This window comes from Flaviaestuariibacter flavus, assembly GCF_004337505.1.
GTDB lineage: Bacteria > Bacteroidota > Bacteroidia > Chitinophagales > Chitinophagaceae > Flavisolibacter > Flavisolibacter flavus.
Window position 1 is genome coordinate 70,222 of sequence record NZ_SJZI01000011.1, and the last position, 26,011, is coordinate 96,232.

Annotated in this window: 18 protein-coding genes, 1 tRNA gene and 2 pseudogenes; 9 read left to right on the plus strand and 12 right to left on the minus strand. The window is 48.8% G+C overall.

Going from position 1 to position 26,011, the window contains the following annotated elements; genetic code table 11:
- Positions 1-68: 68 nt before the first annotated feature.
- Entirely contained in the window at positions 69-647 is a 579-nt protein-coding gene (locus EPD60_RS07445) for an L-threonylcarbamoyladenylate synthase (protein ID WP_131448425.1), read from the minus strand.
- Positions 617-1,798, minus strand: a complete 1,182-nt coding sequence (locus EPD60_RS07450) for a glycosyltransferase family 4 protein (protein ID WP_243647783.1) — start codon at positions 1,796-1,798, stop codon at positions 617-619. The genes EPD60_RS07445 and EPD60_RS07450 overlap by 31 nt, the downstream gene beginning before the upstream one ends.
- A 62-nt stretch (positions 1,799-1,860) precedes the next feature.
- On the opposite strand from EPD60_RS07450, the gene EPD60_RS07455 reads away from it, so the two are divergent.
- Together EPD60_RS07455 and EPD60_RS07460 are read left to right on the plus strand one after the other, a co-directional pair.
- On the plus strand, positions 1,861-2,673 hold the full coding sequence (locus EPD60_RS07455) for a 2,3,4,5-tetrahydropyridine-2,6-dicarboxylate N-succinyltransferase (protein WP_131448427.1): 813 nt from the start codon (positions 1,861-1,863) through the stop codon (positions 2,671-2,673).
- A gap of 319 nt (positions 2,674-2,992) precedes the next feature.
- Positions 2,993-3,074 (plus strand) — tRNA-Leu (locus EPD60_RS07460).
- A 733-nt stretch (positions 3,075-3,807) separates the two neighbouring features.
- On the opposite strand, the pseudogene EPD60_RS17380 reads toward EPD60_RS07460, so the two are convergent.
- Both EPD60_RS17380 and EPD60_RS07475 read right to left on the minus strand, forming a co-directional pair.
- Positions 3,808-4,671: pseudogene (locus EPD60_RS17380) on the minus strand (recombinase family protein); the annotation flags it as partial.
- A 239-nt stretch (positions 4,672-4,910) separates the two neighbouring features.
- Complete coding sequence (locus tag EPD60_RS07475) at positions 4,911-5,819, minus strand: hypothetical protein (protein ID WP_131448429.1); 909 nt, start codon at positions 5,817-5,819, stop codon at positions 4,911-4,913.
- A 92-nt stretch (positions 5,820-5,911) separates the two neighbouring features.
- On the opposite strand from EPD60_RS07475, the gene EPD60_RS07480 reads away from it, so the two are divergent.
- A complete protein-coding gene (locus tag EPD60_RS07480) occupies positions 5,912-6,316 on the plus strand; it encodes a hypothetical protein (protein WP_131448431.1) in 405 nt (134 codons plus the stop codon).
- Positions 6,309-6,620, plus strand: coding sequence for a hypothetical protein (locus tag EPD60_RS07485; protein WP_131448433.1), 312 nt, complete (start codon positions 6,309-6,311; stop codon positions 6,618-6,620). The genes EPD60_RS07480 and EPD60_RS07485 overlap by 8 nt, the downstream gene beginning before the upstream one ends.
- 465 nt (positions 6,621-7,085) lie before the next feature.
- On the opposite strand, the gene EPD60_RS07490 is transcribed toward EPD60_RS07485, so the two are convergent.
- The 5 genes from EPD60_RS07490 to EPD60_RS07510 all read right to left on the minus strand — a co-directional run bounded on the left by EPD60_RS07490 (position 7,086) and on the right by EPD60_RS07510 (position 13,885).
- Positions 7,086-8,042: a hypothetical protein gene (locus EPD60_RS07490; protein WP_165871458.1), complete on the minus strand. Its 957-nt coding sequence runs from the start codon at positions 8,040-8,042 to the stop codon at positions 7,086-7,088.
- Positions 8,029-11,304: a hypothetical protein gene (locus tag EPD60_RS07495; protein ID WP_131448437.1), complete on the minus strand. Its 3,276-nt coding sequence runs from the start codon at positions 11,302-11,304 to the stop codon at positions 8,029-8,031. Before EPD60_RS07495 ends, EPD60_RS07490 begins: the two co-directional genes overlap by 14 nt.
- Entirely contained in the window at positions 11,301-11,957 is a 657-nt protein-coding gene (locus tag EPD60_RS07500; RefSeq protein WP_131448439.1) for a condensin complex protein MksE, read from the minus strand. Before EPD60_RS07500 ends, EPD60_RS07495 begins: the two co-directional genes overlap by 4 nt.
- Complete coding sequence (locus tag EPD60_RS07505) at positions 11,930-13,276, minus strand: hypothetical protein (RefSeq protein WP_131448441.1); 1,347 nt, start codon at positions 13,274-13,276, stop codon at positions 11,930-11,932. The genes EPD60_RS07500 and EPD60_RS07505 overlap by 28 nt, the downstream gene beginning before the upstream one ends.
- 222 nt (positions 13,277-13,498) lie before the next feature.
- Positions 13,499-13,885 (minus strand): helix-turn-helix domain-containing protein, encoded by a 387-nt coding sequence (locus EPD60_RS07510; RefSeq protein ID WP_131448443.1) that lies wholly within the window; start codon positions 13,883-13,885, stop codon positions 13,499-13,501.
- Between the two features lie 118 nt (positions 13,886-14,003).
- Here EPD60_RS07510 and EPD60_RS07515 point away from each other — a divergent pair, with 118 nt between their 5' ends.
- The gene (locus tag EPD60_RS07515; RefSeq protein WP_131448445.1) at positions 14,004-14,819 is read left to right on the plus strand and encodes a hypothetical protein; all 816 of its coding nucleotides are present in this window, start codon (positions 14,004-14,006) and stop codon (positions 14,817-14,819) included.
- A gap of 472 nt (positions 14,820-15,291) precedes the next feature.
- Here EPD60_RS07515 and EPD60_RS07520 read toward each other — a convergent pair whose 3' ends face one another.
- The 3 genes from EPD60_RS07520 to EPD60_RS07530 are packed head-to-tail and all read right to left on the minus strand — an operon-like array spanning position 15,292 to position 22,741.
- Positions 15,292-16,095 carry an ion transporter gene (locus EPD60_RS07520; RefSeq protein ID WP_207896559.1) on the minus strand — a complete coding sequence of 268 codons (804 nt, stop codon included), beginning with the start codon at positions 16,093-16,095 and terminating at the stop codon, positions 15,292-15,294.
- A gap of 54 nt (positions 16,096-16,149) precedes the next feature.
- A complete protein-coding gene (locus EPD60_RS07525; RefSeq protein ID WP_131448447.1) occupies positions 16,150-21,543 on the minus strand; it encodes an AAA domain-containing protein in 5,394 nt (1,797 codons plus the stop codon).
- Between the two features lie 34 nt (positions 21,544-21,577).
- Complete coding sequence (locus EPD60_RS07530; protein WP_165871460.1) at positions 21,578-22,741, minus strand: M48 family metalloprotease; 1,164 nt, start codon at positions 22,739-22,741, stop codon at positions 21,578-21,580.
- A 263-nt stretch (positions 22,742-23,004) separates the two neighbouring features.
- On the opposite strand from EPD60_RS07530, the gene EPD60_RS07535 reads away from it, so the two are divergent.
- The 4 genes and pseudogenes from EPD60_RS07535 to EPD60_RS07545 all read left to right on the plus strand — a co-directional run bounded on the left by EPD60_RS07535 (position 23,005) and on the right by EPD60_RS07545 (position 25,843).
- The gene (locus EPD60_RS07535; protein WP_131448451.1) at positions 23,005-24,054 is read left to right on the plus strand and encodes a tyrosine-type recombinase/integrase; all 1,050 of its coding nucleotides are present in this window, start codon (positions 23,005-23,007) and stop codon (positions 24,052-24,054) included.
- A gap of 100 nt (positions 24,055-24,154) precedes the next feature.
- Positions 24,155-24,373, plus strand: a pseudogene (locus EPD60_RS17305) (RHS repeat domain-containing protein); the annotation flags it as partial.
- 18 nt (positions 24,374-24,391) lie between these two features.
- Positions 24,392-25,216 (plus strand): hypothetical protein, encoded by an 825-nt coding sequence (locus EPD60_RS07540; RefSeq protein ID WP_262708835.1) that lies wholly within the window; start codon positions 24,392-24,394, stop codon positions 25,214-25,216.
- Between the two features lie 39 nt (positions 25,217-25,255).
- Positions 25,256-25,843 carry an SMI1/KNR4 family protein gene (locus tag EPD60_RS07545; protein ID WP_131448455.1) on the plus strand — a complete coding sequence of 196 codons (588 nt, stop codon included), beginning with the start codon at positions 25,256-25,258 and terminating at the stop codon, positions 25,841-25,843.
- The last annotated feature ends 168 nt before the right edge of the window (positions 25,844-26,011 follow it).

The following is a 26,011-nucleotide window of genomic DNA, read 5'->3' on the forward strand; positions in this document are numbered from 1 at the left end:
CTAAGGTTCTGTGGTTCCGAGGTTTTAAGGTTGGTTCATGCAAATAGGGGTATGCAACCTTGACTAACTTATTTCCGGATGACCTCATACTTTCCGCCGCCGATCCATTTTACGATCATTGATGGCTGCGCGGGTGTTTCGTCGTCCTGCCGCCACCTGACGATATGATCGACGCCGGTTCGGATCGGTTCTGATATATCCTTGAAGAAGGGGGCTGCCGGCTCGCCGCTGATATTGGCGGATGTGCTCACGATGGGGCCGCCGAGGCGCCGCACCAGGTGGCGGCAGAAAGGGTCGCGTACGATGCGGATGGCGATCGACCCGTCTTCGGCTATCAGGTTACCGGGCAGACCGATAGCGTCGCTGAAGATCACGGTGGTGGGCCGTTCCTGCACCTCCATGAATGCCAGCGCTTCCGGGTCGGGTGCCGCCACCAGCTCCAGGATGTCGCGCGCGGAAGAGGCCAGAACGATGAGGCTCTTGCTGTCGGGGCGTCGCTTGATCGTATAAATACGGGACACCGCTTCGGCGTTGCGCGCATCGCAGCCAAGGCCCCATACGGTATCGGTGGGATACAGCAGGGTGCCGCCGCGGCGCAGCGCCGCCAGTGCCGCTTCTATTTCCGAGTTGAAGAATGCGTTTTCCATACCTGTTCGTATACCTGCATCACCGAAGCGCTGCAGCGTTCCAGTGTAAATTTCTGTGCATGCTCCCAGCCGCGCTCCACCAGCGAAGCGGCCAACGCCGGGTCGCGGCGCAGCTTGAGGATCGCTTCGGCAATGCTTTCCGGCTGCGCGGGATCGACATAGCAGCCGCCCGGTCCCGCGGCTTCCGGCAGGCAGGAGGTGTTGGACGTGATCACCGGCACGCGGCTCCAGAGCGCTTCCAGCACGGGGATGCCGAAACCCTCGAAAAAAGAAGGGTACAGCATCATATCGGCCATCTGGTAAAGGGCCGCCAGCGTGGCGGGCTCGCGAAAGCGTGGGTCTGTCTTCACCGCCGGCTCTTCCGAAAGAAAACGCACGCGGTCCTGGAGTCCTTTGTCATGGAGAAAATCCTTTACCTGCTGTGCGTAGGCGCCACCTCCGCCCACAACAACGAGGGGCGGCAACGCTTCTTTGCGAAGCGCATCGAGCGCCTTACAGATGCCAAGCAGGTTCTTACGCTCGATGAGCGAGCCGACGTAAAGGAGAAATTTTTCCGGAAGGTGGTAGCGCCGCCGGATGTCTTCGCGCATGTCGCCGGAAACCCGCTCCGCAAAAGCCGGGTCGCAACTCTGGTAGCACACGTCGATGCGCGACGCATCGGCACCGTAGATATCCACGAGATCGCGTTTCGTCTGCTCGCTGATGGCAATGATCCGTGTAGCATGCCGGCAGGCATACAAAAACTTGCGCCGGTAGATGGCGCGGTCGATCTTCTTGTATTGGTGCGGGTAGCGCTCAAAAATGAGGTCATGCATCGTTACCACCGAAGGGATGCCGGTGGCACCGATGCCTACGGGAATTTCGTGGCTAAGCCCATGGTACAGGTCCACGCCGAGGCCTTTGAGCTCACCGCTTACAAAGCGGCTGCGCCAGGCGCCCGGCAAGGCCTTGTCGCGAAAGCCGGACGGCCGCACTTCCTCCACGTTCGGCAGGGCCGGCTTGTGGTAATGCTTTCCCGGCTTCGGGTTCAGCAGCAGGTAGCGGTGCTGGGGGTAAAAGGTTGCCAGTCCGCGGATAAGCGTACGGCTGTAGTTACCCAGCCCGGTGCCGTTGTGAAAGGCGCGTTTTGCATCAAAGGCGATCGTCATCATGCGGTGCTGCGCAAGATACGCCGAAGCGCCGAGGGAAGGACGGCATGCGCTACTTTTGCGGCATGAACGCAAAAGAATCCATTGTAAAAGCCTGGCAGGACCGCAGTCTCCTGCAAGACCCATCGGTTCAGAACGACATCCGCGCCATCATCGAAGAGGTGGACAAGGGCCGCCTCCGCGTGGCCGAGCCCACCGAAAACGGGTGGGTGGTGAATGAGTGGGTAAAGCAGGCCATCCTGCTCTATTTCGGCATCCAGCCGATGCAGACATGGGACCTCGCTCCTTTTGAGTTTTACGACAAGATGCTGCTGAAAAAGAACTACCAGGAGCTTGGCGTGCGCGCCGTACCGCATGCGGTGGCCCGCTACGGTGCCTATATCGCACGCAACGTGGTGCTGATGCCCTCCTATGTAAATATCGGCGCTTATGTTGATGAGGGCACGATGGTGGACACCTGGGCCACGGTAGGCTCCTGCGCCCAGATCGGCAAGGGCGTGCACCTGAGCGGCGGTGTGGGCATCGGCGGGGTGCTGGAGCCCCTGCAGGCAGCCCCGGTGGTGATCGAGGACGGCTGCTTTATCGGCTCGCGCTGCATCGTGGTAGAGGGCGTTCGCGTGGAGAAAGAGGCGGTGCTTGGCGCCAACGTGGTGCTCACCCAATCCACCAAGATCATCGACGTGAGCGGCCCTGAGCCCATCGAGATGAAGGGCGTGGTGCCCGCCCGCAGCGTGGTGATCCCCGGCTCCTACACCAAGAAGTTCCCTGCCGGCGAATTCGGCGTCGGCTGCGCCCTTATCATCGGCAAGCGCAAGGAAAGCACCGACCTGAAGACCAGCCTGAATGATGCGCTGCGCGACTTCAACGTGAGTGTGTGATGATGCAAGCGCTGGGAGAGAAAGAACGCAGCTCTTTTATGATTGTTAGGATGTACGCCGCCTTCGGCTACGCTCAGGCAGACAATGTCATGGTGAGCTTGTCAAATCAAGCGTGCGTCAGCGATCATAATAAAATATAACCCATCTGCGTATTCCGCTTGCGGATCAGCGTTCCTTCTCTCCTGCTGCCTCCGGCAAAAAAACTTTTTGCTGGAATAATCCCATCCCCCTAAATTTGCACTCCCGCAACGGAACAAAGTAGCTACCAATACTTTAGGAAGTTGGGGATCCTGCCAAGGCGGGATGAGTTTTAAGAGTTGCCCAGGTGGCGAAACTGGTAGACGCACCGTCTTCAGGTGGCGGCGCCGCGAGGTGTGCTGGTTCGAATCCAGTCCTGGGCACAGCATCAACAAAAAGGCAATCCGGCAACGGGTTGCCTTTTCTGTTTGTGTCCAAATCCCTTGCCTGTAGCGGGATTTCGAGGAAGAGGTCGTTGACACGGGTAGTTCGAACTAACCCTTTTTCCTTGTTATACAGGACTCCTTCAGGAAACACAAGCTGTTGCAACTTCTGTTTCACCTCATAGGTCCCTGAAATCCACTGCCCACTTAGGCTTTGCGCAAGTTCGAGCGCTTTTTCAACGGCTTTTTTCAGGTTCGAACTGTCTACGTCGGACTTTTGCAATTCCGCCTTAATTTCCAACATCTGTAGATTGTATTTAGCCGCGAACTTTTCATAGGTCTCCTCTTTAATTTTTCCGAGTGCATAACGCTCTTCCATCTCCTCCAACTGGCCCTCCAATTCGGCGAGACGCTTCTTTAGCGCCTTGCATTCCTCGAGTGCCGATGCAAGCCGTTTGTGCAGCCCCTCTTCGATTTTCTGAGCCAGCGCAGCCTTGTGCTTCTTATCGAATTCAAAGGTTTTTAAAGTGTCACAGAACAGACTGTTAAGGGACTCTGCGCGGATGTTAACGCCCGCCCCTTTCGCCCGGGCCTTATAATACCAATTCCCTTTTGTCTTATAGCCTGTAAGTGGCGAGCCGGTCGCCTCCTCCCGAATAAATACCTTGAGTGGCAGTTCCTCTCGATTGGGCACCTTGGCTATGCCCACGTTAGAGGCTCCTGCTAGCATTTCGTTGGCTTTTAAAAAGGTGTGCAAACTGACCAGCGCTGGATGTTTGCCCGCGATCAGCTTCCCTCCTACCAGCTTGCCGGTCACATAGCCTGCATAGAACGGATTGGAAAGGATCCATTTGAAATTGCTCGTGTTCAGCCGAAGCCCCCGCACTTTTAGGCGTTCTACGATTTCTACGTTGCTCAGCAATCCTTCTGCCTTCCACTCGAAGGCTTTTTTAAGCCATTTGCCCTCCTCTGTAATCTCGTAAACGTGCTCACAGGCCCGGTGTTTTGGCTTCAGGTTCCGATATCCCAACGGTGTCGGATAAGGCCAATAACCCTTAAGCATTACCTCCCGGGTGTTGGTCGAGGTGCGGGAGGCCCGCTGTTGGTTATCGAAGTGATTAAATAGGTGAAAGAAATTCTCCTGTAGGCTCCCGGAAGGAGTTGAGGCATCTATTTCCTGGGTCACAGACTTAATTGACACGCCAATCCCCCTTAGGTCCGCACTGAGCTGCGCAGCGGCCGGTCCGGTTCGGGAAAAGCGATCAAAGTTGTATACAAGGATAAATGCTATCTCCTTTTCCTTCTTTACGTAAGCCAGCATCTTCTGGAACTCCTTTCGACCATCGCTTTTGGCAGACTCAAAGGTGCCTCCAAAGGAGGCTTTAACGGTAATTCCATGCCGCTGGGCGTATTCCGCACAGAGCTTTGCTTGCACTTCAAGGGAAGAATTGCTTTCCGCTTGTTCCTGCGAGCTAACGCGGGTGTAAATCACTCCGCTTCGGCCAGTACGGGCTTTGGCCGTGGACTTTTGATATTGCTTTTCGGTGGCAGCCTCCAGGAGCGCCACCAGATCGCTGCCGGCTTTATTTTTCGACATCGGGGTTGCTTAAAAGTTGATCAATGAGAATTTCTGCGAACCGCTCCAACTGCTCTTCCAAAGTTGGAAGGGAGGCCGAAGTATTACTGTGTGTCGGGGAATCGCTTTCGTTACTATTCTCTGTTACATAGGCGTTTTCATTTTCTTTGAACATGTTTCACCCTGCTTTGCGGCCGGCACCTGATTGTATCAGAATGCAGCCAAGGGTCCAACCAAAGGCCTGATTGTATCAGAACCGTTTATAGCTTTTTCTTAGTTTTCGTAAACGAGACGGTTTTGCCGTCAACGGTATCGAGCGTGATGGACTCGTAGTTTTTCAGGCGCAAAACCTCCCGGAGCTTTGCGCTTTCCTCCGAGCTGAGGTATTTCATCTCCGTTGTGGTGATGATGAGCGGCTCGCGCTTTTTTCCGCGCTTGATCGTGATGGTCTTTACCCTTCTATCGGCAATGGCATCAAGAACTTTGCGCTCATCCGGGCTCGGAAAAAAGTAAAGCCCGGGGAAACCGTCCAGCTCCTCCCAGACTACAAAATGGTTCAGGAGGTGGTGAAGTGGAATATTAATATGGGGTTCGCCCAGATCACACTCCCGATCGGGAAACGTCCGGTATTTATCACCCACGTATTCAACGATATAATCCTTATAGAGCTGAATCCCGGCCTGCTTTCCCGTGGTCAGCGATTCCAGCACCAGGTTTGAAAAGTAGTTGACATCCCAACGCAGGATCTCAAGTGCAGCTTCGTCCGCGAGCGTGCGCTTGATTTCGGTTAGCAGTTCCAGTTCCTCGACCATAAGTGGTACAAGCCGCGCCTTTTCTTCCATTCGATTGATATGATGTTCAATATTGAGCTTCGGCAGATTGTCACTTTCGGCCCGATACAGGAAGTACTCCGCCAGTTCCCGCATCCGCTTTGTGGGGAGCCCCAGTCCGCGCACGACGTCCAGAAGCATAACCCACATGGCTTTAACAGGACTCAGGCGCGCATGTTGGTAATTCATCATAAAGGGCATCAGCCCTTCGCGCCTCCAAAAAGCAGTAACCGACCGATCGATGCCTAAAGTGTCAATTGGGATCAACGGGTCGAACAATTTTGTTCGGAACACCTCCACGGGCAGATTCTGAGATTGATTTACTTTTTCCAAATTCATGTAGAAATCGCGTTTGAGCACCCAATACTACGATTTTTATCTATTTTTACAAATATCTTGTGCAATACGCACGATTTTGAAAAATAGTTAACATGGGCCGTATACATCCACCCCGTACATGTGAGAACCCGAATTGCCGGGTCGAGTTTTTCCCCGACGACTTCCGCATGCGGTATTGCAGTACCGGATGCCGGGTGGCTTATCACAACGATCAGCGACGGCTGCAGAACACCACCCGCTTTGCGACCGACGGGGTTCGGCGGCTCAATGACCAGCTGCTGGAATGCCTGTACGAGAGCCCTAACTATGAAGAGAACGGGGTTCCGGAGTCCAGCCTGGAACTACTGTGCATCGACCAAGAGGTTGGAACTTGGGAAAAAAACCTTGATACGGGCCGGCCGATACTCTGGTTTTACGCCTATGGCCTGGAGTTAGTTAACGCTGAGGCCCGCCTATTCACCATTCATTACCGTACAAAAACAAAGTATTATGCTTAATCCGAGATCTGCCCCCTTTACCCCCGATGAATTGATCCGCCTTCCAAGATGGCGCATTGGCAAACCGATTGCCCTGCCCGTCCAGCCGATAATAGTGCCCATCCCGGTCGCACCTGCTCCAGAAGTAGCAGCAATAGCCGAAAAAGTAGCAAAAGCACCATCAAGCAAACACCGCGGTTTGCTGATTGGATTGGCTATTATAATAGTTGTTGGATGTACAATTATCTACTGCCAACATCAGCAACAAAAGAACAAAGAGGATAATGATCAAGAAACCCAAGATGTAAATAATTCTGTCGACTAAATAGATACCCCCTTGGAAACGCCACATATTGAAACATGCCCATTTGAGTTTTGAAAGGTTTACTTTCCAGGTTACGGCATAAGATGCAGAATTCCTGTTTGCCATTCCGAGATTAGAAGGTCGATGCCGCCATCTTCACTAATTTGGTCGTCGCCCGGAAAAAAATATCGTTCGAGAATCTGATCTGTCTCCATAACAAATGGTTAAGACCCGGCAGGTAATGAGCATGGGACAAAAGAGTCTTCACTAAAACTGTTTTCGAAACCTCAAAAAAAGAGAACAGGTCGATTTGCGCCCTTATTTGCCAAAGGTGCAAACCCCGTATGTAATTTGGAAGAGAAAGAACAGCGCTAAAGGCACTGTTCAAAATCCTAACAGTCCATAGAGCTGCATAAAGACAATAAACGTCATGGATTGGCCGGATGTTTTTCAAGCGAGCAACCGCAAAAATAAACAAAATGAGCTCTATCGATTATGGTTGAAAACAAAGTTTGATATCAAATCCAATCCTTCCTCTTCGATCCACCGTCCTTGCCTTATTAATTCACCAATCAAACTCCGCTCACGTGCTGTGAAGCAATCTTCCGGCAGTCCAGAAAAATCTATTGAACTATTCCATTTACTCCTGTGAAATGGAGAATTTACCGACAACCGATTGGATGTTTCGTATGGGAAAAACAACCCAATAGATATGCCCTTTTCCCTAAGCAACCGCTTTATTCGGACATAAATCTGTAAACCAGCCAAGTCCCAATCACAGGAGTAGTAAAGAGGCAATGCCAACTTGCTTGGAGGAATATGCTCTAGGATCGCAATATTATTCCCTCCGACGTACCAAGGCTCAATATTATTGGCGCGTGCGCTATCAGGACTCTTTAAATAGGCAATATTCTCACAGAGCACTACAGCCTCCGGATTAAGGCAATCTACAACCAATCGCCATTGATGTGTTTTAGGATCTTTATCCGGAAACTCCTCTATTCCCAGAATTTTGCAAACTGCTTTTTTCAAACTACGCTTTTCCTGCAAATACTTTGAACCCTTCCCCTTAAAAACAATAGCCGAGAACTGCCTTATCGTTGTTAGGCTATTAGCTAATTCACTTTGATTTCTTTCAATAAAGAGTAGCGTATTGAGGTCATATTCATCGTAGTTTCGTCTACCATCATTTTCAATCCCATTTCGACTAAAGAAATCCGAGTATCGAATAAAATCATCCATCAGTACTTCTTCATAAAATTCCGAATAGCCGCGTTTAGCAACAAAAACCCCACGATTGCCGAACTTGTAATCAATTAATCTTCGGTCCGTTTTCAGCCTTTTGACATAAGCACTATTAAGAATAGCCAACCGGGTCTCGCCAGCGACAAACAATTCATGCAAACCTCGCAGCTCCGACCAAGAAAGATTACGACTGCCCATTTGCGAAATCAGTGTTTTCCTTGTTGGTATAATTTTGCAAAACAGCGAAGGGTTCATTGTTTACATCCAATTCTGAATCTGTATTCTTATGCAGCATGTACAAATATTGATCGCCTTCGACAAATCGTCCCAGAGGATTGATTGACATCGATATAATCTGATAATCGAACTTCTTGGCAATCGAATAAAGCATATCATAATTACTTCCAAGTCCCTCCGCCTCATCAATCGGCATGAACCGGATTCCTTTGCGTCGTTTAGAACCGGCATCTTTATCAATCAATGACATTCGAGCAATACAAAGCAAGGCTACAGCCGCATATGTTTGCCCAGAGCTGCCTTTATTGGACCGACCAGTCAGAATTGACTCCATTAGAAAATTGAGGTCAACATAGGAGTTCGGATCGAGTAACTTCTCCAAACTGTAGATAGCATAGGAGCCTCCGCAAAGCTGAAAAGCCTGAAATAACTTATCTTGAAGACTAATACTTTCCGCAAGCTGTTCCGCAATTGATACATCTTGAAAAAGTGTCCCTTCTTGTTGCAATTTTTCAGAAAAATTGTCAATCCAAACCTTTGGAAACTCTCTCGAAAACTCTAGTTTAAGGCGTGCGCGGTTTCCACCAGTAATTTCGCTTTCTGGTCGGTTCAAGAACAAGTCGATCCTACGGGCAAAGTCAACATTCAAACTGATTTCATCACGAACCTTTTCTAATACGTCATGTATTTTCTGCAGTTTCCGCTTACTTAGTTCCCTATTTTTTTCGTTAATCTTCTTCAGGTAAGATTCAATCGTCGTAATAATTGCTTCTTCGTGAACGTCAACCTCCTTAAAAGCCTCCGGCAACAACATATGGCTTAGAACGACCAGGCTAAATTCATCTTTTAGTTTATAACTGTCCTTTAATTGAAACTGGTCGATCACCGCCAAAAAAGAACGTTCGAACACTTCTTTCAAGACTTGAAAAACGCGCTCTTTACCACTTGGATCTGACTGGAATTCCTTATCAGTGCCAAAAAATTCGGGATCAGCCATATAGGTGCTTTGGTACTTTCTCCAGACCTCATCCCGAACCTTGATCTTTTTTTGATACTCTTCGAATTCTCCTATAATAGTTAGCGAGTTCAATTTAGGTCTTTGATCCTCGATTTCATCATAGATGACTTTAGCCGGATCAGCCGAAATTTTCACCATTTTTTCTATATCTGCCACGACGGGACGCAAGTCATCTATTATCTCCAAGTGGGGCCGAACTTGATCTACTACTGATTGCAGGCGATCTGTCCATTGAGAATCAGAAAGTATTAATTCGAGTTTTTCCCCCTCTTTCGTCAACCGCACTTTTTCAAACCTCCTGTTTGATATTGATTGACTCAAATCCCAAAAAACCAAGTGAGATTGCGAGTAGCCCGCTTCAATTTGCATACTGGAGCTTAGCAGATGCTGCATTCGATGCACTTCCTCGATTCCTTTATCTAAAGCTTCAATGTGCTCATATGAACGAACCTGCGTGCGGTCCCTGGCGGCCTGTAAGTATTCATTGAAATCGCTTTCTGCTAGAATGACCTCTTTAACTGAATCGATTGCATTAATTATCCTTTTTATACTCTCGATTTCTCCCGACACCCCTTCACTGATCATTTTAAGAACTTTGTCAAGGCCTTCTATGTTCAATGCGGTAAACTTCTGTTCTTTTACCAATGTGATGTACTCCCTTATTCCGCCAAACGTTGTCCAAAAGCCCTCCTCTGTAATACTTGTTGGTATTGCTTCTTTTAGTAACCTTAAAGGATCCGGAATATATTTGTCCCCAGGGCTCGGATTTGCTGGTTGCGATAGGCGTGTACTTTTGAAATGCATAAGGATACTTTCTTCTACGTCTGTTAAAGCACGTCCTTCCTTCAACGCCCAATAGCCCAAGGAGCGTTCATCCCGCATGTTTGCAAACTCAAGATATCGTTCTTTCTCCTCTAGATCCGACCTAAATTGCTCCCGAAGTTGGTGTAAGGTTTCGAGCAATTCTGCATTTGTAGAATAGTTAGCGATCTCAATTGACAATATTTCTAAGCCCGCATTTTTTAGTTTTGGATCAACGCGATCAAGCAGTTCCTGCTTTCGACGGTACGTTTTGTTCTCTATATACCTTTCCGAAAGACGGCCAGCGGGAATACCGAGCTTTGTAACAAGCTCTCTAGCCGATTTCAGACCTTCCCACTGGGGAACATAACTTTCATAATTTGCTTTAGCGTTTTCTAAATATCCGTTTGATTGTGCCAGCTCTTCGTCGAGTGCGTTTACATATTCCATCAGTACTCGTTGAATAGCTACCAACCTTTGCTTTGCAACCACATGCGATTTAACCCCCCCCTGCAGCTTCTCGAATTGAAACCGCACCTCCTGATTCGCGAATCGGCAGTTGCTAGTTAACCAATCCTTTTTCGCTGCATCACGCTCCTGCTGCTGCCTTTGCAACTCAAGCAGGGCTTTGTGCTTTTGCACGACTTGTTCTATTTCAGCCTTATTCAAACTGTAGTCATTGATAGTTGCGCGCATTTCATCCTCCGCCTGGCGAAACAGCCTGGCAAACTCTTTCCCTTTTGTGTGGCCGAACAAAAAAGCTTTGAGACTATCACTTCTGTTTATCTCCAGAACCTTGCCTCTAGAAAACGATTGAATGATCATAGCATAGTCACGCAGTAAGCGTTCGTTGCTACTCATATCTAACATCAAAATGTTATTATCGAAAAGAACTTTATGGAATTTCTTTCTTGAGTAGGTGTGCAGCACCAGATTTTGCGACTCAAGGTGGTGTTTTAGCTCATCTAAAGGCAGAATGGTTTTATCCTTGAGGAAGGTCGCTTTGGCAAGGGGCTCTGCAGTCGACTCTAATATATTCTCGTCGAAACTTTTGTGTATAATAAAAGACCTTGTGTTTTCGCTTGATGACTCTAAGTAAGCCCCTACAATGACATATTCCTCCTGTTCAACCTCTAGATTCAAAAACATATAGGCAATCTCGGTCCCCCGCGACGCCGTTCTTAGCACCATACCATCAACGGTTCGCCGTTCAGTCGCTTCAGTGGGTGACATCCAAGCCTCCGACCCAACAAAAATGAGCTGAAGCATATCTGCTATCATACTTTTTCCGGAACCGCTGTCACCTACAAAATCAGTACGAAACGGGTGAAACCGGTACTCGAAATGCTGATGCTGCCTTATACCTAAAGTGGTCAGGCTATAGATGCGGGGATAAGCTTTCATTCGGTTATAAATTGATGCAGCCAAGTATCAATGTTTGCGATCTGGTCACCGTAGATACTGATTAGTCGTTGAAAAGCCGGTAATAAATCGAAGTAATCATCATCCAAATCCACCCAACCGATTTTACTAAATTCTTCTAAGCAATCCAAAACCAAGCTGTCGATTCGGCTATCGCCTTTATGAGAAATAATTCCATTTTTAGTTTTAGCAAGCAAACGGTATATACCTAGTTTTAACTCTTCGTAGTCGTGCCGAATGGTTTCTTGAAGCTTCTTGACAGAAGAAAGCTCGAAGTTTTTATCGATGTAAACAATCTTGTACAACAGAATCCCAATAACAACGAACTCGCTCCTAAGGAAGTACCTATGATCTGCGTCGATTTTGCCTCGGCCGGACTCGAAAAAACTTAAAAAATAATATATATCATTACCACTCCCACCACTGTCGAGTTTCACTTGAAAAAATGTGGCATAATAATGCTTAAGTGAACCAATGTGCTTTTGTATAAATTGGAAAAAATTGAATTGTCCATCTCGATTCTGTATATGGACGCCATCTTTTAATAAATAGTCCAATTTCCCGAAGAGATCTCGGGCCTCCAAGTCAAACAGAAAATCAAATTTTTCTATTTCAGAGAAATGCTGATTTCGCATATTGCTACACCTGTAAAATTTTCGTGGACAATAAGTTCTTCTTGAACATCTATAAGATAAGCATGCAGAAAGAATCCAGATCGGACAATTCGATGCGCAAGCTTTATCGGAAGTTCCAGATTGCCATCTTTAGCCTCTGCAAGCGCAAAGAAATACTGAGAAAAATAAACTTTACTCCGCGACTTGACATCTTCGAGAATACGCCCGAACCATTCTTCTATTTCTTCTTGGACCTTAAGTTTCGACTGTACAAAGATTGCGGCCTGCTTCGCCTGAACGGGATTTTGTTCAAAATCAAGTGCTGCTCTAGCTTTCACCGGAAATAGATTTTCCTTGCGCTCCAAGATCGCTAGATGGGCAGTCGGAATATAGATCTGCGGAAGGCTGACATTAGATGGCAATTCAAGGATTTTTCTAGCTTTTAAGTATGTAACATTGGAATACTGGAACAAAAAATTCAAAAATTTCTCGACGCGGTTATTGAACAAGGGCTTGTTGAGCGTTCCGAAAAACTGTCTTAGTTTCGGATGAATGCGATCCAATCGCCGATCGATGAGTGAAAGCCGTCGTTTGACTTCAGGAAAAAATTCTCTGGCTAGTGCTGCTTTTTCAAATAAAGCCGCACTGTCAATATTCACGGACAACTGTTCCAGAGTCTCCCGTATTATTTTCATCTGGCGAAATGCCGCCCGCAATTCCCTGTTCTGGTCCCGTAGCCGATCCAACTCGGCATCAATCCTCTTCAAAACAGCCAAAATTGACTCATTTTGTACCCCAGCAGTTTGGCGCAATTCAGCTACAGTGTTATCAATTTGCTTATCTAGAAAATCGACTTGACTCTTCATTTCGGGTTTAAACAAATCAAAATGAATTTCGAGCCAGGTTGTCAATTCTCCTTCACCCCCTACCTGCTTTAAACGCTGTAGCAGTTCTGAACAAAGCACCTCGATTTTGGTAGGGTTAAAATTTGCTTCGAGTATTTTCTCCGCATTCCTACAGAAATCGAAGGCATATTCCTTTAAGTAATATACCTGCCGCTCATCGTCCCAAATCAGGAAATATTCTTTTAATTGTCCAATGAGCTCAACGAAATGCTCCTGTGGTATTCTGGAATATGCCTCGTCACCGACATGGGAACTGCTTAAAGCATCGTAAATATCTTCTTCTTTGAAACTCTTATCCGGGAAAGCACCATTCTTAACCGCCAGGTATAAACGAATGATTGCAACCCCTTGCTGGCGCGTAGGAAATAACAGAGAATAGGTACGATCGCGTTCTATTTCGCTTAAAAAATCGAATTTAGGATTCACCTCCTCCATATTCCAGATTGGTTTAGGAGGTAAAATGTACAACAAAAATGTGCTTTACTCCTGCTGTAAATGATTGAAATGGCAAAAAAGGCAGCTATTAGGGCTTTTGATTGTTCGCAGGATATAATCTTGGCAAGCCCAACGGCTATATTTCAAAAAACGGACTTGGAAAAAAGCAAAAAGTCCAACTACATTAAAACATCTTGGAAGGTGTAAAGATTATCGAATATGTCAGCTATCCTTTTTCGCAATCCCGCTCAATAATTCCACTTTCTCCCGCTCACTTTGCAAAAGACGTTCGTACAATTCAACGATTTTATCGATTGGGTTGAACTGATAGTTGACGATGAAATTATTTGAAGCGGTATCCGAATTATTCTGAATGTTATTGAAAAGTGCCTCTTCGTTGAATTGACGAATGGCCTCTGGCGTTACCCCTAAGGCATCTGCCACTGCCTTTAAACGTTCGTCATCAATCTGTTCGCTTTGCTCCATCCTGGATATTGACTGTTGAGAAACCCCCAGAATAGTGGCAAGGGTATCCTGCTTCATGCCCCGGAGTTCCCGGATGCGTACGATCTTCTGTCCAATGTGGGTGCCTTTACCCGTACCGTTCATAATCTGCCAGAATTTGGCGTAAAATACAACTTCCGCCGGGTAAAACACAGCTATCACCTTGGGGTGGATCTATGCTGGATTGAGGAAATTCAATTCCGAATACCTTAAAATCCACGAAATGGCAGCCAACTTAGAGCAGATTATTTCTGAGCTAAAGAAGTATTGTTCGGAACAGAACACCTTGATTTTCCCCGGGCGCATATATGCACCCGACCTGATTGATTGCACCTGGGAAGGTGAAAACACGGAGGATTGGCGAAAGTTCATTGAAATCGCGCAAAGGTGCGGAACGCCTATGCTTCACCTGGAAGTGGAGCATTTTGACTACGACGCCGACGACATTGACCAAATCGTGGAAGATTCACCGGATGACGAAGACCTCACTCCGGAACTTATTGAGAAAGCCAAAGTGTCGAACGGAAAGCCCTATTCTTTTGAGCTTTCTTTCTTCCATAACTCCGTACTCTATAAATACGAAGCAGAAAACGAACTGGCAGAAATCGTGAAAACACTTTTAGACGCCGAATTTGGGGATGAGGACAACAGCGAAAATCAGGCAGAATCAGAGGAATCCAGGAGCTGGCGCCAGGAAATAGAAACCCTGGTTGAAGAGGTGTTGAATCATCCTGAATACCGAGAAAAGATGAAATTCCCAGACCGGTCACGTTTTGTACTATCCTTCTTACAGAACCAAAAGGGGAAATCTTATGACATTGCGTTCAATGTGTTCCGGATGGCAGAACGGCAATATCCGGAGCGGGTCCTGCCGATTGTGAAAAAAGAACTCGAGACGAAGCTGGTTGATCTCCGGAAAAAGGAGCCCAAACTCACCAAGTTGAAAGCCCAATCGATCCTCGGAATAACGAAAACGGATCTCGAAGCTATTTGGTACACAGAAGCAAAAGCAGCCGAAAACTCACTTTTTAGCAATTAAGGAGCAAGCCCAGAGAAATCGCATAAAACGCGGAAAACCGTAAAAAAGCACGTGAACCCCGAAAAGTCGATGCGTATTGATACGTATCAATGAATTTCAAAACGCTTTGAAGTGCATTGATATGATGCATTTCGCGGGCGACGTTAGTCAGTAATCGTGAATTTTCACGGAATTCCATCCAGGTCACGAGAACCATTTTTCATTTTCCGGGAAATCGGCATAGATTCCGGCGCCAGCTTATAAAATAGCAAGGAAAGGGATTTGAAACGACAGGCACCCGTTCATCTTACAATTTCCAGCTGTATTTACCAGATTCCGAAAATAGGTACGCAAAAATGATTTCGAATTTCTGAGGCCCCGGCCCCTAGCTCCCGAAACATCTCCAGAAAATCCGACCAAAGTCCGGAGGACCTCCCCAAACTTTTGGGCACGTGCCTAATCAAATTTTCGTTAGGCACCTCCTAAGGCTAATCTATTGACACTTAATTGACTCACCGCAATGCGGACAGTTCTGCCCATTCTTCTCCCCTTTCCAGCTCTCCGAGAAACCCGAGGCCAAGATTCCGGCCGGCAAGGCAAACATCCCTACGCCCAATATGGAAATCAGCGCTGTGAGTGTTTTACCAAGCGTAGTTACCGGATAGACATCTCCATAACCTACTGTAGTCAGGGTGGCCACGCTCCACCACATCGTTTCGGGTATGCTGGAAAACTTGGCGGGTTGCGCGTCATGTTCGACAAAGTACATGAGGCAGGAGGCGACTACAATCAAAAGCAGCGTAATCGACAAGCTTAAAACCAGCTCCTCTTTCTTGGTACGGAATACCTGGTGAATCATCCGGAAGGCACCGACATAACGTCCCATTTTGAAGAAGCGCAGCAGCCGGGTAAGCCGGAGCAGCCGGATAAAGCGGAGGTCGTAGCCGATCAAAAGCGGTAAATAAAAGGGAAGGATCGCCAGCAGGTCCACGATCGCCCCGGAGCTCACCATCCACTTCACACGCCCCTGAATTGGGTGTCGGTACTTTGGATTGGCAGTTACCGTCCAGAGGCGGAGCAGGTATTCGGCCGTGAAAAAAGCAACGGAAAAGCTCTCGAAGCCGTCGAAAAATACCCGGTTGCGCTGGTAGAGCGGCTCCACTGTTTCCAGTATCACAGCCACCGTATTGGCGAGGATGAGTGCGATTACTGCCGCATCGACCCACTTCTCAGCAGGGTGCTCGGTCTCAGATGGATCCAGAAACGTAAAAACGCGCCTTTTTATTAATGCATACATACCAAACTAAATTTCATCAAATCAACTTTTGATAACCATTGATAATCGTCAGCTCTATTGTGATACCGGCGCTTGTTTCTGATACCCTTCGGAAAGTTGCTTTTCGATCAAAAGGTTCATGTGCATTTCCGCTTCAGCCTCGCTCCCATACGTGCTCACCTGAACCAGTCCGTTTGTTCCCGCCTTACCTTCCGTTATGCGCAATTGCCTTTGCTCCTGCGCAATTCGCCAGAACCGAAGCCCGTCAGCAGAGGTAAGTTCGGTAAAAGTTGGAGCTGCCTGGGGGCTCGCCTTCGTGGCCGCGGCCGGTGCAGGATCGACCTCCAGTGCTTTCCCCTCCAGCCGACTTACGATTTTTTGCAGCACACTGTCCGGAGACTCGCACCAATCCTTGGCAAAAACGCTGACTACATCCCAGCCGAAGCTTTGCAGGATTGCCGGCCGTTGGAAATACTGCTCCACCAAGTCACGGTTCTGGTAATGGGCCTCGTCATCGATCAAGATTCCCATGCGGTAATGGCTGGCCGCACCGCCCTTTCGCACGGCAAGCGAACATTTGAAGCTACTTTGCCCGACCGAAGCATCGACCAAATACCCCTTAGACTGGAGCGCCTGCCTGATCCCCTCGGCAACTTTTGACCACCCGGCAACTGTTTGGCTTTTCCGTCCTTCAGATAGCACGAGACTGTCCAAGATGGTCCTTGCCAGGCGAAGATTTCCCGTGCTGACCATTTCAGCATAGTGCAGGAAACGCTTGAAATAGCTCGCGCCGTCGTTATGGTCGTTGGTGATGTGCTGGTGACGGATGCTGGCCACAACAGCCATATGCTTCTTCGCCCGGCTGAAAATGACGTTCAGGCGCTTCTCGCCTCCTTTCTTGTTGATCGGACCGAAGTTCATGATCATTTTCCCGTTCGCATCGAAACCATAGCAAACGCTCATAATGATGATGTCGCGCTCATCGCCCTGAACGTTTTCCAGATTCTTTACGAAAAGCCCGGTGAACTGTCCGTCATCTTTTCGGTTGATTGCCTTTTCCAGTGCTTCTTCAAAGGCCTTATCCGCCAGCGCCAGCTCGTCGATCGCCTCTTCGATGACACCTTGCTGCTCCTGGCTAAAGGCAACGATGCCGATACTATCCGGAGCACCATCGAGGAGCAACTTTCGAACCATCTGGGCAATATACCGGGCTTCGCTCCGGTTGCTGCGTGCCTCGTATACTCCTTGCGGGAGGTAATGATAGGTGATGCCACCTCCGAGCAGCGAACCGGCATTTCCGGCGCCCTCATCAGGCGACTTTACCTCAAGCAGCGGCTTTTCAATATTCTGGAAGGCCCGGTCCGGGATCGTCAGCAGTCCGGCTTCGTAAAAGGCATGGTTGGAATAGCTGATCAGTGTCTCATGGCGACTGCGGTAGTGCCAGCTCAGCATCGTACCATGCAACTTGCGGGCACCCTGTACCAGCAGGCTGTCCGCGTCGGAGCTCAATATTTCATCCTCCTTCTCCCCTTCGACGGACTCCAGGTCTTCCGGATCCTCGCCACGGGCATTGAAGAAATTACTTGGCGGCATCTGTTTATCGTCGCCGACGATGATGCTTTGCGGGGCACGGAACAAGGCGGGAATTCCCTCCTCGAGGGTGATCTGGCTTGCCTCGTCAAAAATGACCACATCGAAATAGGAAGTATCCAGCGGTAAGCTGTCGCTTACACTCAAAGGGCTCATTAGCCAAACCGGCTTGATATCCCGCAACACTTTCCCGTTGTCGCCCGAAGCAAGTTCCCGGATGCTTTTATGCCGGGTGGATTTGCCCATTTCATGCTCCAGCACACGGCGACCGTTGGCATATTCTTTTTTGAATACCTTTTGGTCAGGAGATAGCACCGTCACCGACGCATTGCTGATTTCGTAGTGGGCGAGAAAGGTTTGGCGCCTTTGGGCCCGGATAAAAGCACTATTCAGATCCAGGAGTTCACGGTAGGCCTTCTCGAGCTCGCGCACAGCATCTTGTAGCGTCGCCTGATTAGCCGCGGCAAAAGCGGTATTCTGCCGGTAGATCTCTTCAAGGGTACGTTTGGCCATTGCTGCTTGCGCCTGCACCGGTGTCAGCGGAAGGCGGCGCAACAGTTCCTGCAGACCAACTGGCAGCTCCGAAAACTTCCGCAGCGCTGGCAATAGATCCTTCAAGGCAGCTTTGTTCGCAAGGATGGTTGTCAGTTCGTCGTTGATCTGTTGGATCGTTTTCTGCCCCAAACCCGCCAGGCATTGCGCCAGCTGCACCTCGAGCTGTTGCAGCGGATTATTGAGCCTGCTCAGCGCCAGTACGAGCTCATTGGAGCGCGGATGGGCAAGGAGGAAATCTACCTCCTTATCGCCTTGCTTCTCGCGTAAAAGCCTAATCCCGCTATAAACCGACTCGATATCATCCACGCGGTACTGACCCTGAAGCGATCTGCGGACAGCCTCCGCTTTGTCCTGCTCGCGGTACTCTTCCTGAAGCAGTTGAAGGATCTGGCTATAGGCTGGTTTTAGCTTATGGGCACTAAAATCATAGGATTGCTCCAGCTGCTTTTTCAAGCGGCGCCACGAACCATTGAAGATCCGCCAGAACGAGCGCTCGTACTTACTGGCTATTTCCAGGGCGCCGACCACTTCGTCTTTTCCGAATTTGTCACGCCATTTGCCGTTCTTCCGGGCCGCTTCCTCGTAACTGTTTTGCAGCGACCGGTATGCATCCAGCTCCGTTTCAAACTTTCTGGCTTCTGGTGTTGCCGGGTCAACCAGTCGCAGGTTGCCGGTTCGGGCCAGGTCTTCCAAAACAAGCGAATCCTCTATGAGGTTTTTCAGCTGCTGCAATTCAGTCGCGTGTTGCTGGGGAATGTTATTCTTTGCAACCACCTCCATCAGCCCGGCTATCGCACTCAGGGCGCTTCCTGAGACACTTTCAAGCAAAGAAAACGGGTTGTCTGACTGAACCACCGTATGGGAAAGGTTCCGGAACGGGTGCTTTGCAAGAACCGGCTCGGCGCCGCTCTTATCCAGGGCTTCGCTCAACTCGGAAACTACATGACCGAACCGGACCCAGCTTTGGTAATGCGGCAGACCATCGTCTTTCAACACTCCATCCCCCGGTAAATGAGGCTTTAGCTCGATCAGCGTCTCGATCAGGCCTCGCACCGGAATGCCGGCGTCGGCAGGTACACCAGTGAGCGTATCGTGATAGTGCTTTAATACATCCACCTGTGCAAGCAGGCGGCGGAGCGTTTCGCTGCGGTGCGCCACGATAGAGGGCAGATCCATCTTGTTTTTGAGGAAATCCTCGTAAACGGTTCGCAGGTCTTTGATGAACTCTTTTTTGTCGGCCTGACTGTCGTGGATGTAGCAGCACAGTTCGGAGAGCCCACTCTCCTGCAGACGGTAATACACAACATCCAGCGCAGCTCGTTTCTCGCAAATAAAAAGGACCGTCTTGTTATTCGCCAAAAAGTCGGCGATCAGGTTGGTAATGGTCTGGCTTTTCCCGGTACCGGGAGGCCCCTGAATAATGTAGCTCTTTCCAGTTCTGGCCTGCAATACGGCTTTCGATTGCGTCGGATCGGCCGATACCACATGGTACCATTCTGCCGGATCATTGACTACGGCCGCACCTTCGGCTTCTTTCGGGTGTTTGCTGAACAGATCCTCAAATACCTTATGATCAATCCCCTCCTCCGCAACCAGGTTATAGTCGCGAACGAGACTCATTTTCTTATAGTTGAAATTGCCCAGAACGACATTGCAGACGTCAAAATCCCAGTGATAGGGATTCTCATCTCCGTCGGTAAGCTGAAAGGTGCTTTTTACCGCCTCGGCTGCGAAATTCGCGGCCGGTTGGGCCGGTGGAAGGTCTTTCAGTAGGAATTCGAGGGTGCTGAGCCGCGGTTCTACGCGCTGGCGGAACAGCTCCAGGCCCAAAGGCCGGTAGTTTTCCTCGCTGTAGCTGTATTCTACCTGATGAAACGCTGGTGTCCCTTTCTGTTTCAGGCGCTTGCGGTAATTATTAACCGTCTGCCGCGCCACGGTATGTACGATCTTGATCCGGGGTTTGTCGATATAACTAAGCTTTACTCCCTGTTTGGCCGCATCGATCTGGGCGCGGAGCAACTCGAAAAACTGCTCCATGCTCGTATCATCGAAATCAATGCTTTCCGGAAGAACGATGCCATAAAGGTCTTTCAGGTGGTTCGCCAAAACCGGGTTGATGATGGCGGCGTTGTCCTTGATTTTGAGGGTAAACCGCTCCTCTTTCAGAGACTTCTTCCGCTCCAGATCCACAGGCAGGAGCAGCAGCGGACTCTGGATCCGTTCTTTCGGGTTTTCCTTCAGGTTGTGCCAGTGCAGGAAAGCAACTACTAGTTTGAGCTGGCTAAAGCCGAATTCCTTCTTATCATTTTCCGATTGGTGCCGGATCGCATTTAGCTGACTGTTGAGATAAGGATGGTCCTCAAATCGCAGGTATTTATTCAAGGCGAGATCGGACTGCTTGATAAGGAGTTTCGAGATCTCCTCATTCCACGTAAACAGCAACTGGGGGTTGATGGTTTGGTAATGTAATACCAGCGGAACGCTGCTTACTGTCAGGTTAACAAAGCGGGCATTAGGTTTATAATATAGCAGGCGGTTTCTCCGGCTCGTATCGAACAGACGGTTCCGGAGCTTGGAAAGGATGAATCCTTTCCGGTCTGCAGGCTTTGCGGCACTTAGGGCAGCCAGTTCCGAGAGATCCGAATTGCGCTGTGGATCGTAATCCCGGTAATTGCGAAGGCGCTGGATTACTTCTGCGAGGTCTACCGAGCGCTTCCGCCGGTCCAGCTCGGTCATCTCGGTTACCAATGCGCAAATGGTGGGATGCATCCTTGGATTAAGGCCGATTGGCTGCACCCGGAACGAAGCGAAGCGGTCCAGCTCTTCGCGGTTGTACAGGTTGAGTCCCATAACGACGCTCCCGAGGATTAAGCCAAGACAAAAAATGTCGGTACGGGCATCATGATGCCCCAGCAACATCTCGTAACACTGGTAACCGGGCAGGTAGGCCGGGTGCGCCAATTTCTGACTCCGATCGCCTTGCACCTCCAGATTGGCCACGTTACTGGTAATGGCCGACAGGTCCAGATCAACAAGTATCCGACCGGTGATCTCATACCCCTGTATGGCTTGCTCGTCGAGCAGCCTTTGCACCGCTTCCAGCCCGGACGCCGGGGCATGGGTGAAGTTCTCGTCAATATCCAGGCGGCTATCGGTCAGGAAAACAGTGTCCGGTCGGTCAAAAGAGCCAACCTGGCCGGCATCGTGGAAACTCAAAACTTCTTCGAAGAGTGGCAGCACGAATTCGACGACCTCGTCGGTGGAAAGGGGGCCGCGGGTAAAAGCGGATTGAAGAAATTGCTGAAATGTCGTAACGGGTGACATGCGGAGTTAGTTGGTTGGTAAATAGATGGAAGGCTCAGGCCTCAACTGAAGGTTGCTGCTGGTAAGCTTTCAGGACATTCTTTCGCAGTGTGGCTACTTTCTTGTCCGTGAGCTTCTGCTCTTTTTTGACTGCTGCGGAAAAGGCTTCCTGAATTTTGAGGTCGTCAGCTAATTGGAAGGAGCGCCCAAGGCCGAGTTCTTCAACCTCCTTGTCTGCAGTGGCAAAGTCGTACAGCACATAGGCCAGGTAGTCTTTCAGGCTGGCGTGCAGTAGTTCCGTCGCTTGTCCGAGTATGACCGGATCAACCACCTCATCAACCTGCAGCTTTCCAAAATACTGGGCTGCAAGCGCCAGGACCGGTGGCGTGCGGAGCCGCTCCTCTCCCAAAACGCACAAAATCGTTTTTCGGGTGATTTCCGATATATGAAGCTGTTTGAAAAGATCAAGTTCGTCGATGCCCGCATGCCCCTCGATCATCTTCTGAATTTCCGGTTCCGCCCCCTGCCCCTTAGTCTGCCACAGTGCCAGCGCACGGGCCCGGATGAAGTTTTCCGGGTGAGACAAGCCCGATGTTTTGGTGAGGGCATCGTTTGCAAAGACCTCTTCGGACTGTTTTACAAAACTGTCGGCATTTACGGATTGCAAGCCGGTGGAAATCTTAACCAGTGAACTAATGATGGGGCGGTGGTCTTTTGTGGCCAGGCAGGCGCCCCGGTCGCAGAAGATCTCCGTATAGAGTTGAAAAAGCCGCGCCGTTTCGTAATGGGCCGGGGTCGCATCCGAGTGGGCGCCGATCGCGGTCACGATCCGGTCCACCACCTCGATGGCGCCTCCCTCCTGCCGGTACAGGAGTACGTGGCTCAACTCGTGGCCCAGAATGGCCAGTAGCTCTTCGGTCGAAAGGACCTCTATCAGCTTTCCGGTGAAGACAATATGTGCCTCCTCGTTTAAGTATACGATCGAGGCATTCATTTCAGTAGCGTGCTCAGCCTGGTAAACGTATACCGGAATTGATAGTCCCAAAGCCTGTTTGGCTGTTTCCAGTTGCTGAAACAGGACGGGATGCCCAGCCTCGTCGAACTTGTACGTGCTCTTCAGCAGGTTTACTTTGAAATCCTGCAGCTGCTCTTTCTGATGCTTTGGGCTGGCGAAAAAGTTCCAGACGGGTTCATTTCTGCGGAAGTACTCAACGGCCATTTGGTGGTAGGCTAATGGGGATAGCATAACTACAGTTGATTTGAGGCATTAATATAGTGCATCGGGATGAAATTTGATGTCCAACACGCCAGAGCAATTTAGAATTGAAAAATCGCCTTTACGTGTTGCAGACTCTTAAAACAGAAAATCCCCCGTGATCTTCAGGTTTACGCTCTTCTCCGGCGCTAATCCCATCCAATACATTGAAACAGGCATTCCTTAAAAATTGCCCTCTGCCATCACAAATATATTTGCCGAAAAACATGTCCACCAAAACCTACCTGCTCCGGCCCTTATTCCGAGATTTTATTACGAAATCTGAAAAAGGGCAAAGAGAAAAGTATCCCGGAAAAAAGTTAACGAAAGGCACCATTCGCCAATATGAATTCGTAGACCAGCTACTGGAAGAGTACGAAAATTTGGATGGGGCTCCCATCCGTCTCTTGGTTTACAAGGGAACATCAACCCGGATACTTGGTCAGGAAAAACGGTATTGGCAACGATTTCTTCGGCAATTCCTTGACTTTTTGTATTCTCGTAAAAAGCATCACGATTCCTATGTCGCTGCCGTGTTGAAAACGATCAGGGCATGCATTAACTATATTATTCAAGACAAGCACTTACCAGTTGTAAGCTTTCATAAGTCGTTTAAGGTCAAGGCCCCGTCGATCGAACCGGTAATCCTATCGCCGCAACAACTTCAATTCCTTATTCACGATCGTCCCTTTTCCGAACGCCTATCACCCCGATTAGCCCGTACAAAAGACCTTTTTGTTTTTGGCTGTACCGTTGGGCTACGCTATTCCGACTTAATGGCCTTGGAACGTAAGCATTTGATCCCAACTGATCAGGGATACAGCCTTAATATAAGGACGCAGAAAACCGGCACGCCTGTCCAAATTCCGCTGCCTCCATACCTGATTGATATAATCAAGCGCTATAAAAGCCCCAGAAACCGATACCTGCTGCCTCGCCTTTCCTCTACTAATGTGAACCTGCAGGTTAAGGAACTTTGCATTGAAGCTGGTTGGGACCATCCCCTACCTAAACTGCGTCACCGGCGAGGCAGGGTTGTAGAGCAGCGAACCGCAGATGGCGGCACGCAGACCTTTGCGGGACAAGTAACTGCACATACTATGCGCCGAACGGCAATAACCACCCTTCTCATCATGGGGGTACCCGAACTGGCTGTACGTCGTATTTCAGGTCATGCCCCAGGGAGCAAGGAATTTTATAAGTACGTTGTCATTGCCCAGGATTACGTAAACCAGCACTTGACGCATGCCTTTTCTAAGCTCAGCAACCCGAACTAAAACGTCGAAAAATGCGTATTTTGGCGAAATGGAGCGCCAATGACATCAACGTTATTCACACTAAACCAACTATTTATGCAATAATTATTACTATCCATTTGGAATGCAAATGCCAGGAAAGGCTTTTGCGGCTGGAACGAGCTACCGGTATGGGTTTAACGGAAAAGAAGAAGACCCAGAAATAGGAGTTCAGGACTATGGCGAGCGGATATATAATCCTCAAATTAGTCGATTCCTCTCGGTAGATCCAGTTACATCGGAGTATCCGATGTTAACACCTTATCAATTTGCAAGTAACCGTCCCTTAGATGGGATTGATCTTGATGGGTTGGAATGGATGCCAGTCATTGGCTCTAAAGGTAACATAACAGATTACTCTTGGGCCGGATTTAACGCAGACGGGTCGGCTCCCAAAGGTTCAGTTGGTAACGCAACTCTCGTCAGAGGTAACGAGATATATAGATATCAATCCTCACCGTTCTTCACCAATTCAGGAACGTTAAGTGTTGACAATGGATCTAACATTGTCAAAGCAGCTGTCTTATATAACGACGGAACAGCAAAAATAAACTTTCAGGTTCTTGACGATGACGGCAGTATCCAAAGCGTAACAAACTCACAAGGAGTACAAGGAAATTACAAGGGAGCAACCGGTGCTCAAATCGGTACGGTTCTTAACCAAAAGTTTCTGGACATTTCAAAGCCAGACGACGCTCCAATTGAGAGTGACAATTTAGGATTGTTTGATTGGGTCGGTCCAGCTGAATTAAAATTGCTTGGTGGGGGAATTGCCGGTACTATTTTAAAGAAAGAAGTAGCAACTACACTCCTAAGAAACGTAGCGACCAAGAGAGAAATAACACTAGCTCGGCGAGCTGGCGTTCGACAGGCATGGAGAGAGGAACGTGCACTCTTAGCTAGGACTGGTGACGGTACCCGTCGTTGGTCAATCAGAGAAAAGGTAGAATTGCTAAAAAATGGAAAAGTAAAAGGGTATGTCGGGCACCATACAAATAGTGTACATGATAACTCGCTGGCGATGGCGAAAAATCCTGATAATGTTCAGTTTGTTAAAAAAGGTGCAGAGCACCTCAGGAAACACAATGGCAACTATGCCAACCCGACAAAAGGAAAGCTTCTCAACAGAAAAAAGGATGGCTAGAAAGGAGGATAGTGATTCCTGTTCTAAATTTATTGACTTATGACTTTCATTGAACTGATTGAATCTTATGGCATCAACGGAACCAAGGTGCTGCCAGATGGAACACGTCTTATATCTCATGCTCCACATGTGGCGGAAGAAGCCTGGCTGCATTCAGTCTACCCACCGCTAAAAGAATCTGAGGCGATCGAGCTAGAACACGCTCTGGGACGTTCAATCCCAATTGCTTACAGGTCCTTTCTGTGCACGGTATCAAACGGATTGAAAGTTTTTTCTGGCTCACTGAGTCTAGATGGGCTTCGAAAAAGCGAAGGGCGGCGCATTGAGAACGCTTGGCAGCCATTTTCAATTATTACTTCAAACGTCGATGAAAGAGTTGATGACGCGATGAATGAAGATTTTTTTATTGGGGGATATGATTGGGATGGTTCATTAGTTTATCTGAAGTCGAGCGAAGAACGTGTATTTAGATGTTCGCGCGAGTCCGTTGAGCCATTGAATACCTGGGAGAACTTTAAAACATACATAAATGAGGAATGTAATCGGCTCTCTCGTCTTTTCGATGCAAATGGCAAATTAATAGAAAGCGACTCACCAACTTGTCCGATACCAGTTGCGGAGTCTTGATCAAATCGTAATAAATTTCCAATTCTCGGCGGAGAATTAGAGGGGGGCTTTGTCCAGGATCTATAAGAACTCGCTTGGAATAGATTTTTTATAGAAAGCGGGGACTTCAGATCTCCTAATCGACCCTCAAAAACAAGAAGTATACAAATACGCAGTCATCGCCCTAGG

Bases quoted from the DNA above. Each gene is read 5' to 3' on its own strand.
- EPD60_RS07490 (WP_165871458.1), bottom strand. From the start codon at position 8,042: ATGGGCAGTCGTAATCTTTCTTGGTCGGAGCTGCGAGGTTTGCATGAA.
- EPD60_RS07505 (WP_131448441.1), bottom strand. From the start codon at position 13,276: ATGGAGGAGGTGAATCCTAAATTCGATTTTTTAAGCGAAATAGAACGC.
- EPD60_RS07455 (WP_131448427.1), top strand. From the start codon at position 1,861: ATGAACGCAAAAGAATCCATTGTAAAAGCCTGGCAGGACCGCAGTCTC.
- EPD60_RS07495 (WP_131448437.1), bottom strand. From the start codon at position 11,304: ATGAAAGCTTATCCCCGCATCTATAGCCTGACCACTTTAGGTATAAGG.
- EPD60_RS07520 (WP_207896559.1), bottom strand. From the start codon at position 16,095: ATGTATGCATTAATAAAAAGGCGCGTTTTTACGTTTCTGGATCCATCT.
- EPD60_RS07535 (WP_131448451.1), top strand. From the start codon at position 23,005: ATGTCCACCAAAACCTACCTGCTCCGGCCCTTATTCCGAGATTTTATT.
- EPD60_RS07475 (WP_131448429.1), bottom strand. From the start codon at position 5,819: ATGAATTTGGAAAAAGTAAATCAATCTCAGAATCTGCCCGTGGAGGTG.
- EPD60_RS07530 (WP_165871460.1), bottom strand. From the start codon at position 22,741: ATGGCCGTTGAGTACTTCCGCAGAAATGAACCCGTCTGGAACTTTTTC.
- EPD60_RS07510 (WP_131448443.1), bottom strand. From the start codon at position 13,885: ATGAACGGTACGGGTAAAGGCACCCACATTGGACAGAAGATCGTACGC.
- EPD60_RS07445 (WP_131448425.1), bottom strand. From the start codon at position 647: ATGGAAAACGCATTCTTCAACTCGGAAATAGAAGCGGCACTGGCGGCG.
- EPD60_RS07480 (WP_131448431.1), top strand. From the start codon at position 5,912: ATGGGCCGTATACATCCACCCCGTACATGTGAGAACCCGAATTGCCGG.
- EPD60_RS07450 (WP_243647783.1), bottom strand. From the start codon at position 1,798: ATGATGACGATCGCCTTTGATGCAAAACGCGCCTTTCACAACGGCACC.
- EPD60_RS07545 (WP_131448455.1), top strand. From the start codon at position 25,256: ATGACTTTCATTGAACTGATTGAATCTTATGGCATCAACGGAACCAAG.
- EPD60_RS07500 (WP_131448439.1), bottom strand. From the start codon at position 11,957: ATGCGAAATCAGCATTTCTCTGAAATAGAAAAATTTGATTTTCTGTTT.
- EPD60_RS07485 (WP_131448433.1), top strand. From the start codon at position 6,309: ATGCTTAATCCGAGATCTGCCCCCTTTACCCCCGATGAATTGATCCGC.
- EPD60_RS07540 (WP_262708835.1), top strand. From the start codon at position 24,392: ATGCCAGTCATTGGCTCTAAAGGTAACATAACAGATTACTCTTGGGCC.
- EPD60_RS07525 (WP_131448447.1), bottom strand. From the start codon at position 21,543: ATGTCACCCGTTACGACATTTCAGCAATTTCTTCAATCCGCTTTTACC.
- EPD60_RS07515 (WP_131448445.1), top strand. From the start codon at position 14,004: ATGGCAGCCAACTTAGAGCAGATTATTTCTGAGCTAAAGAAGTATTGT.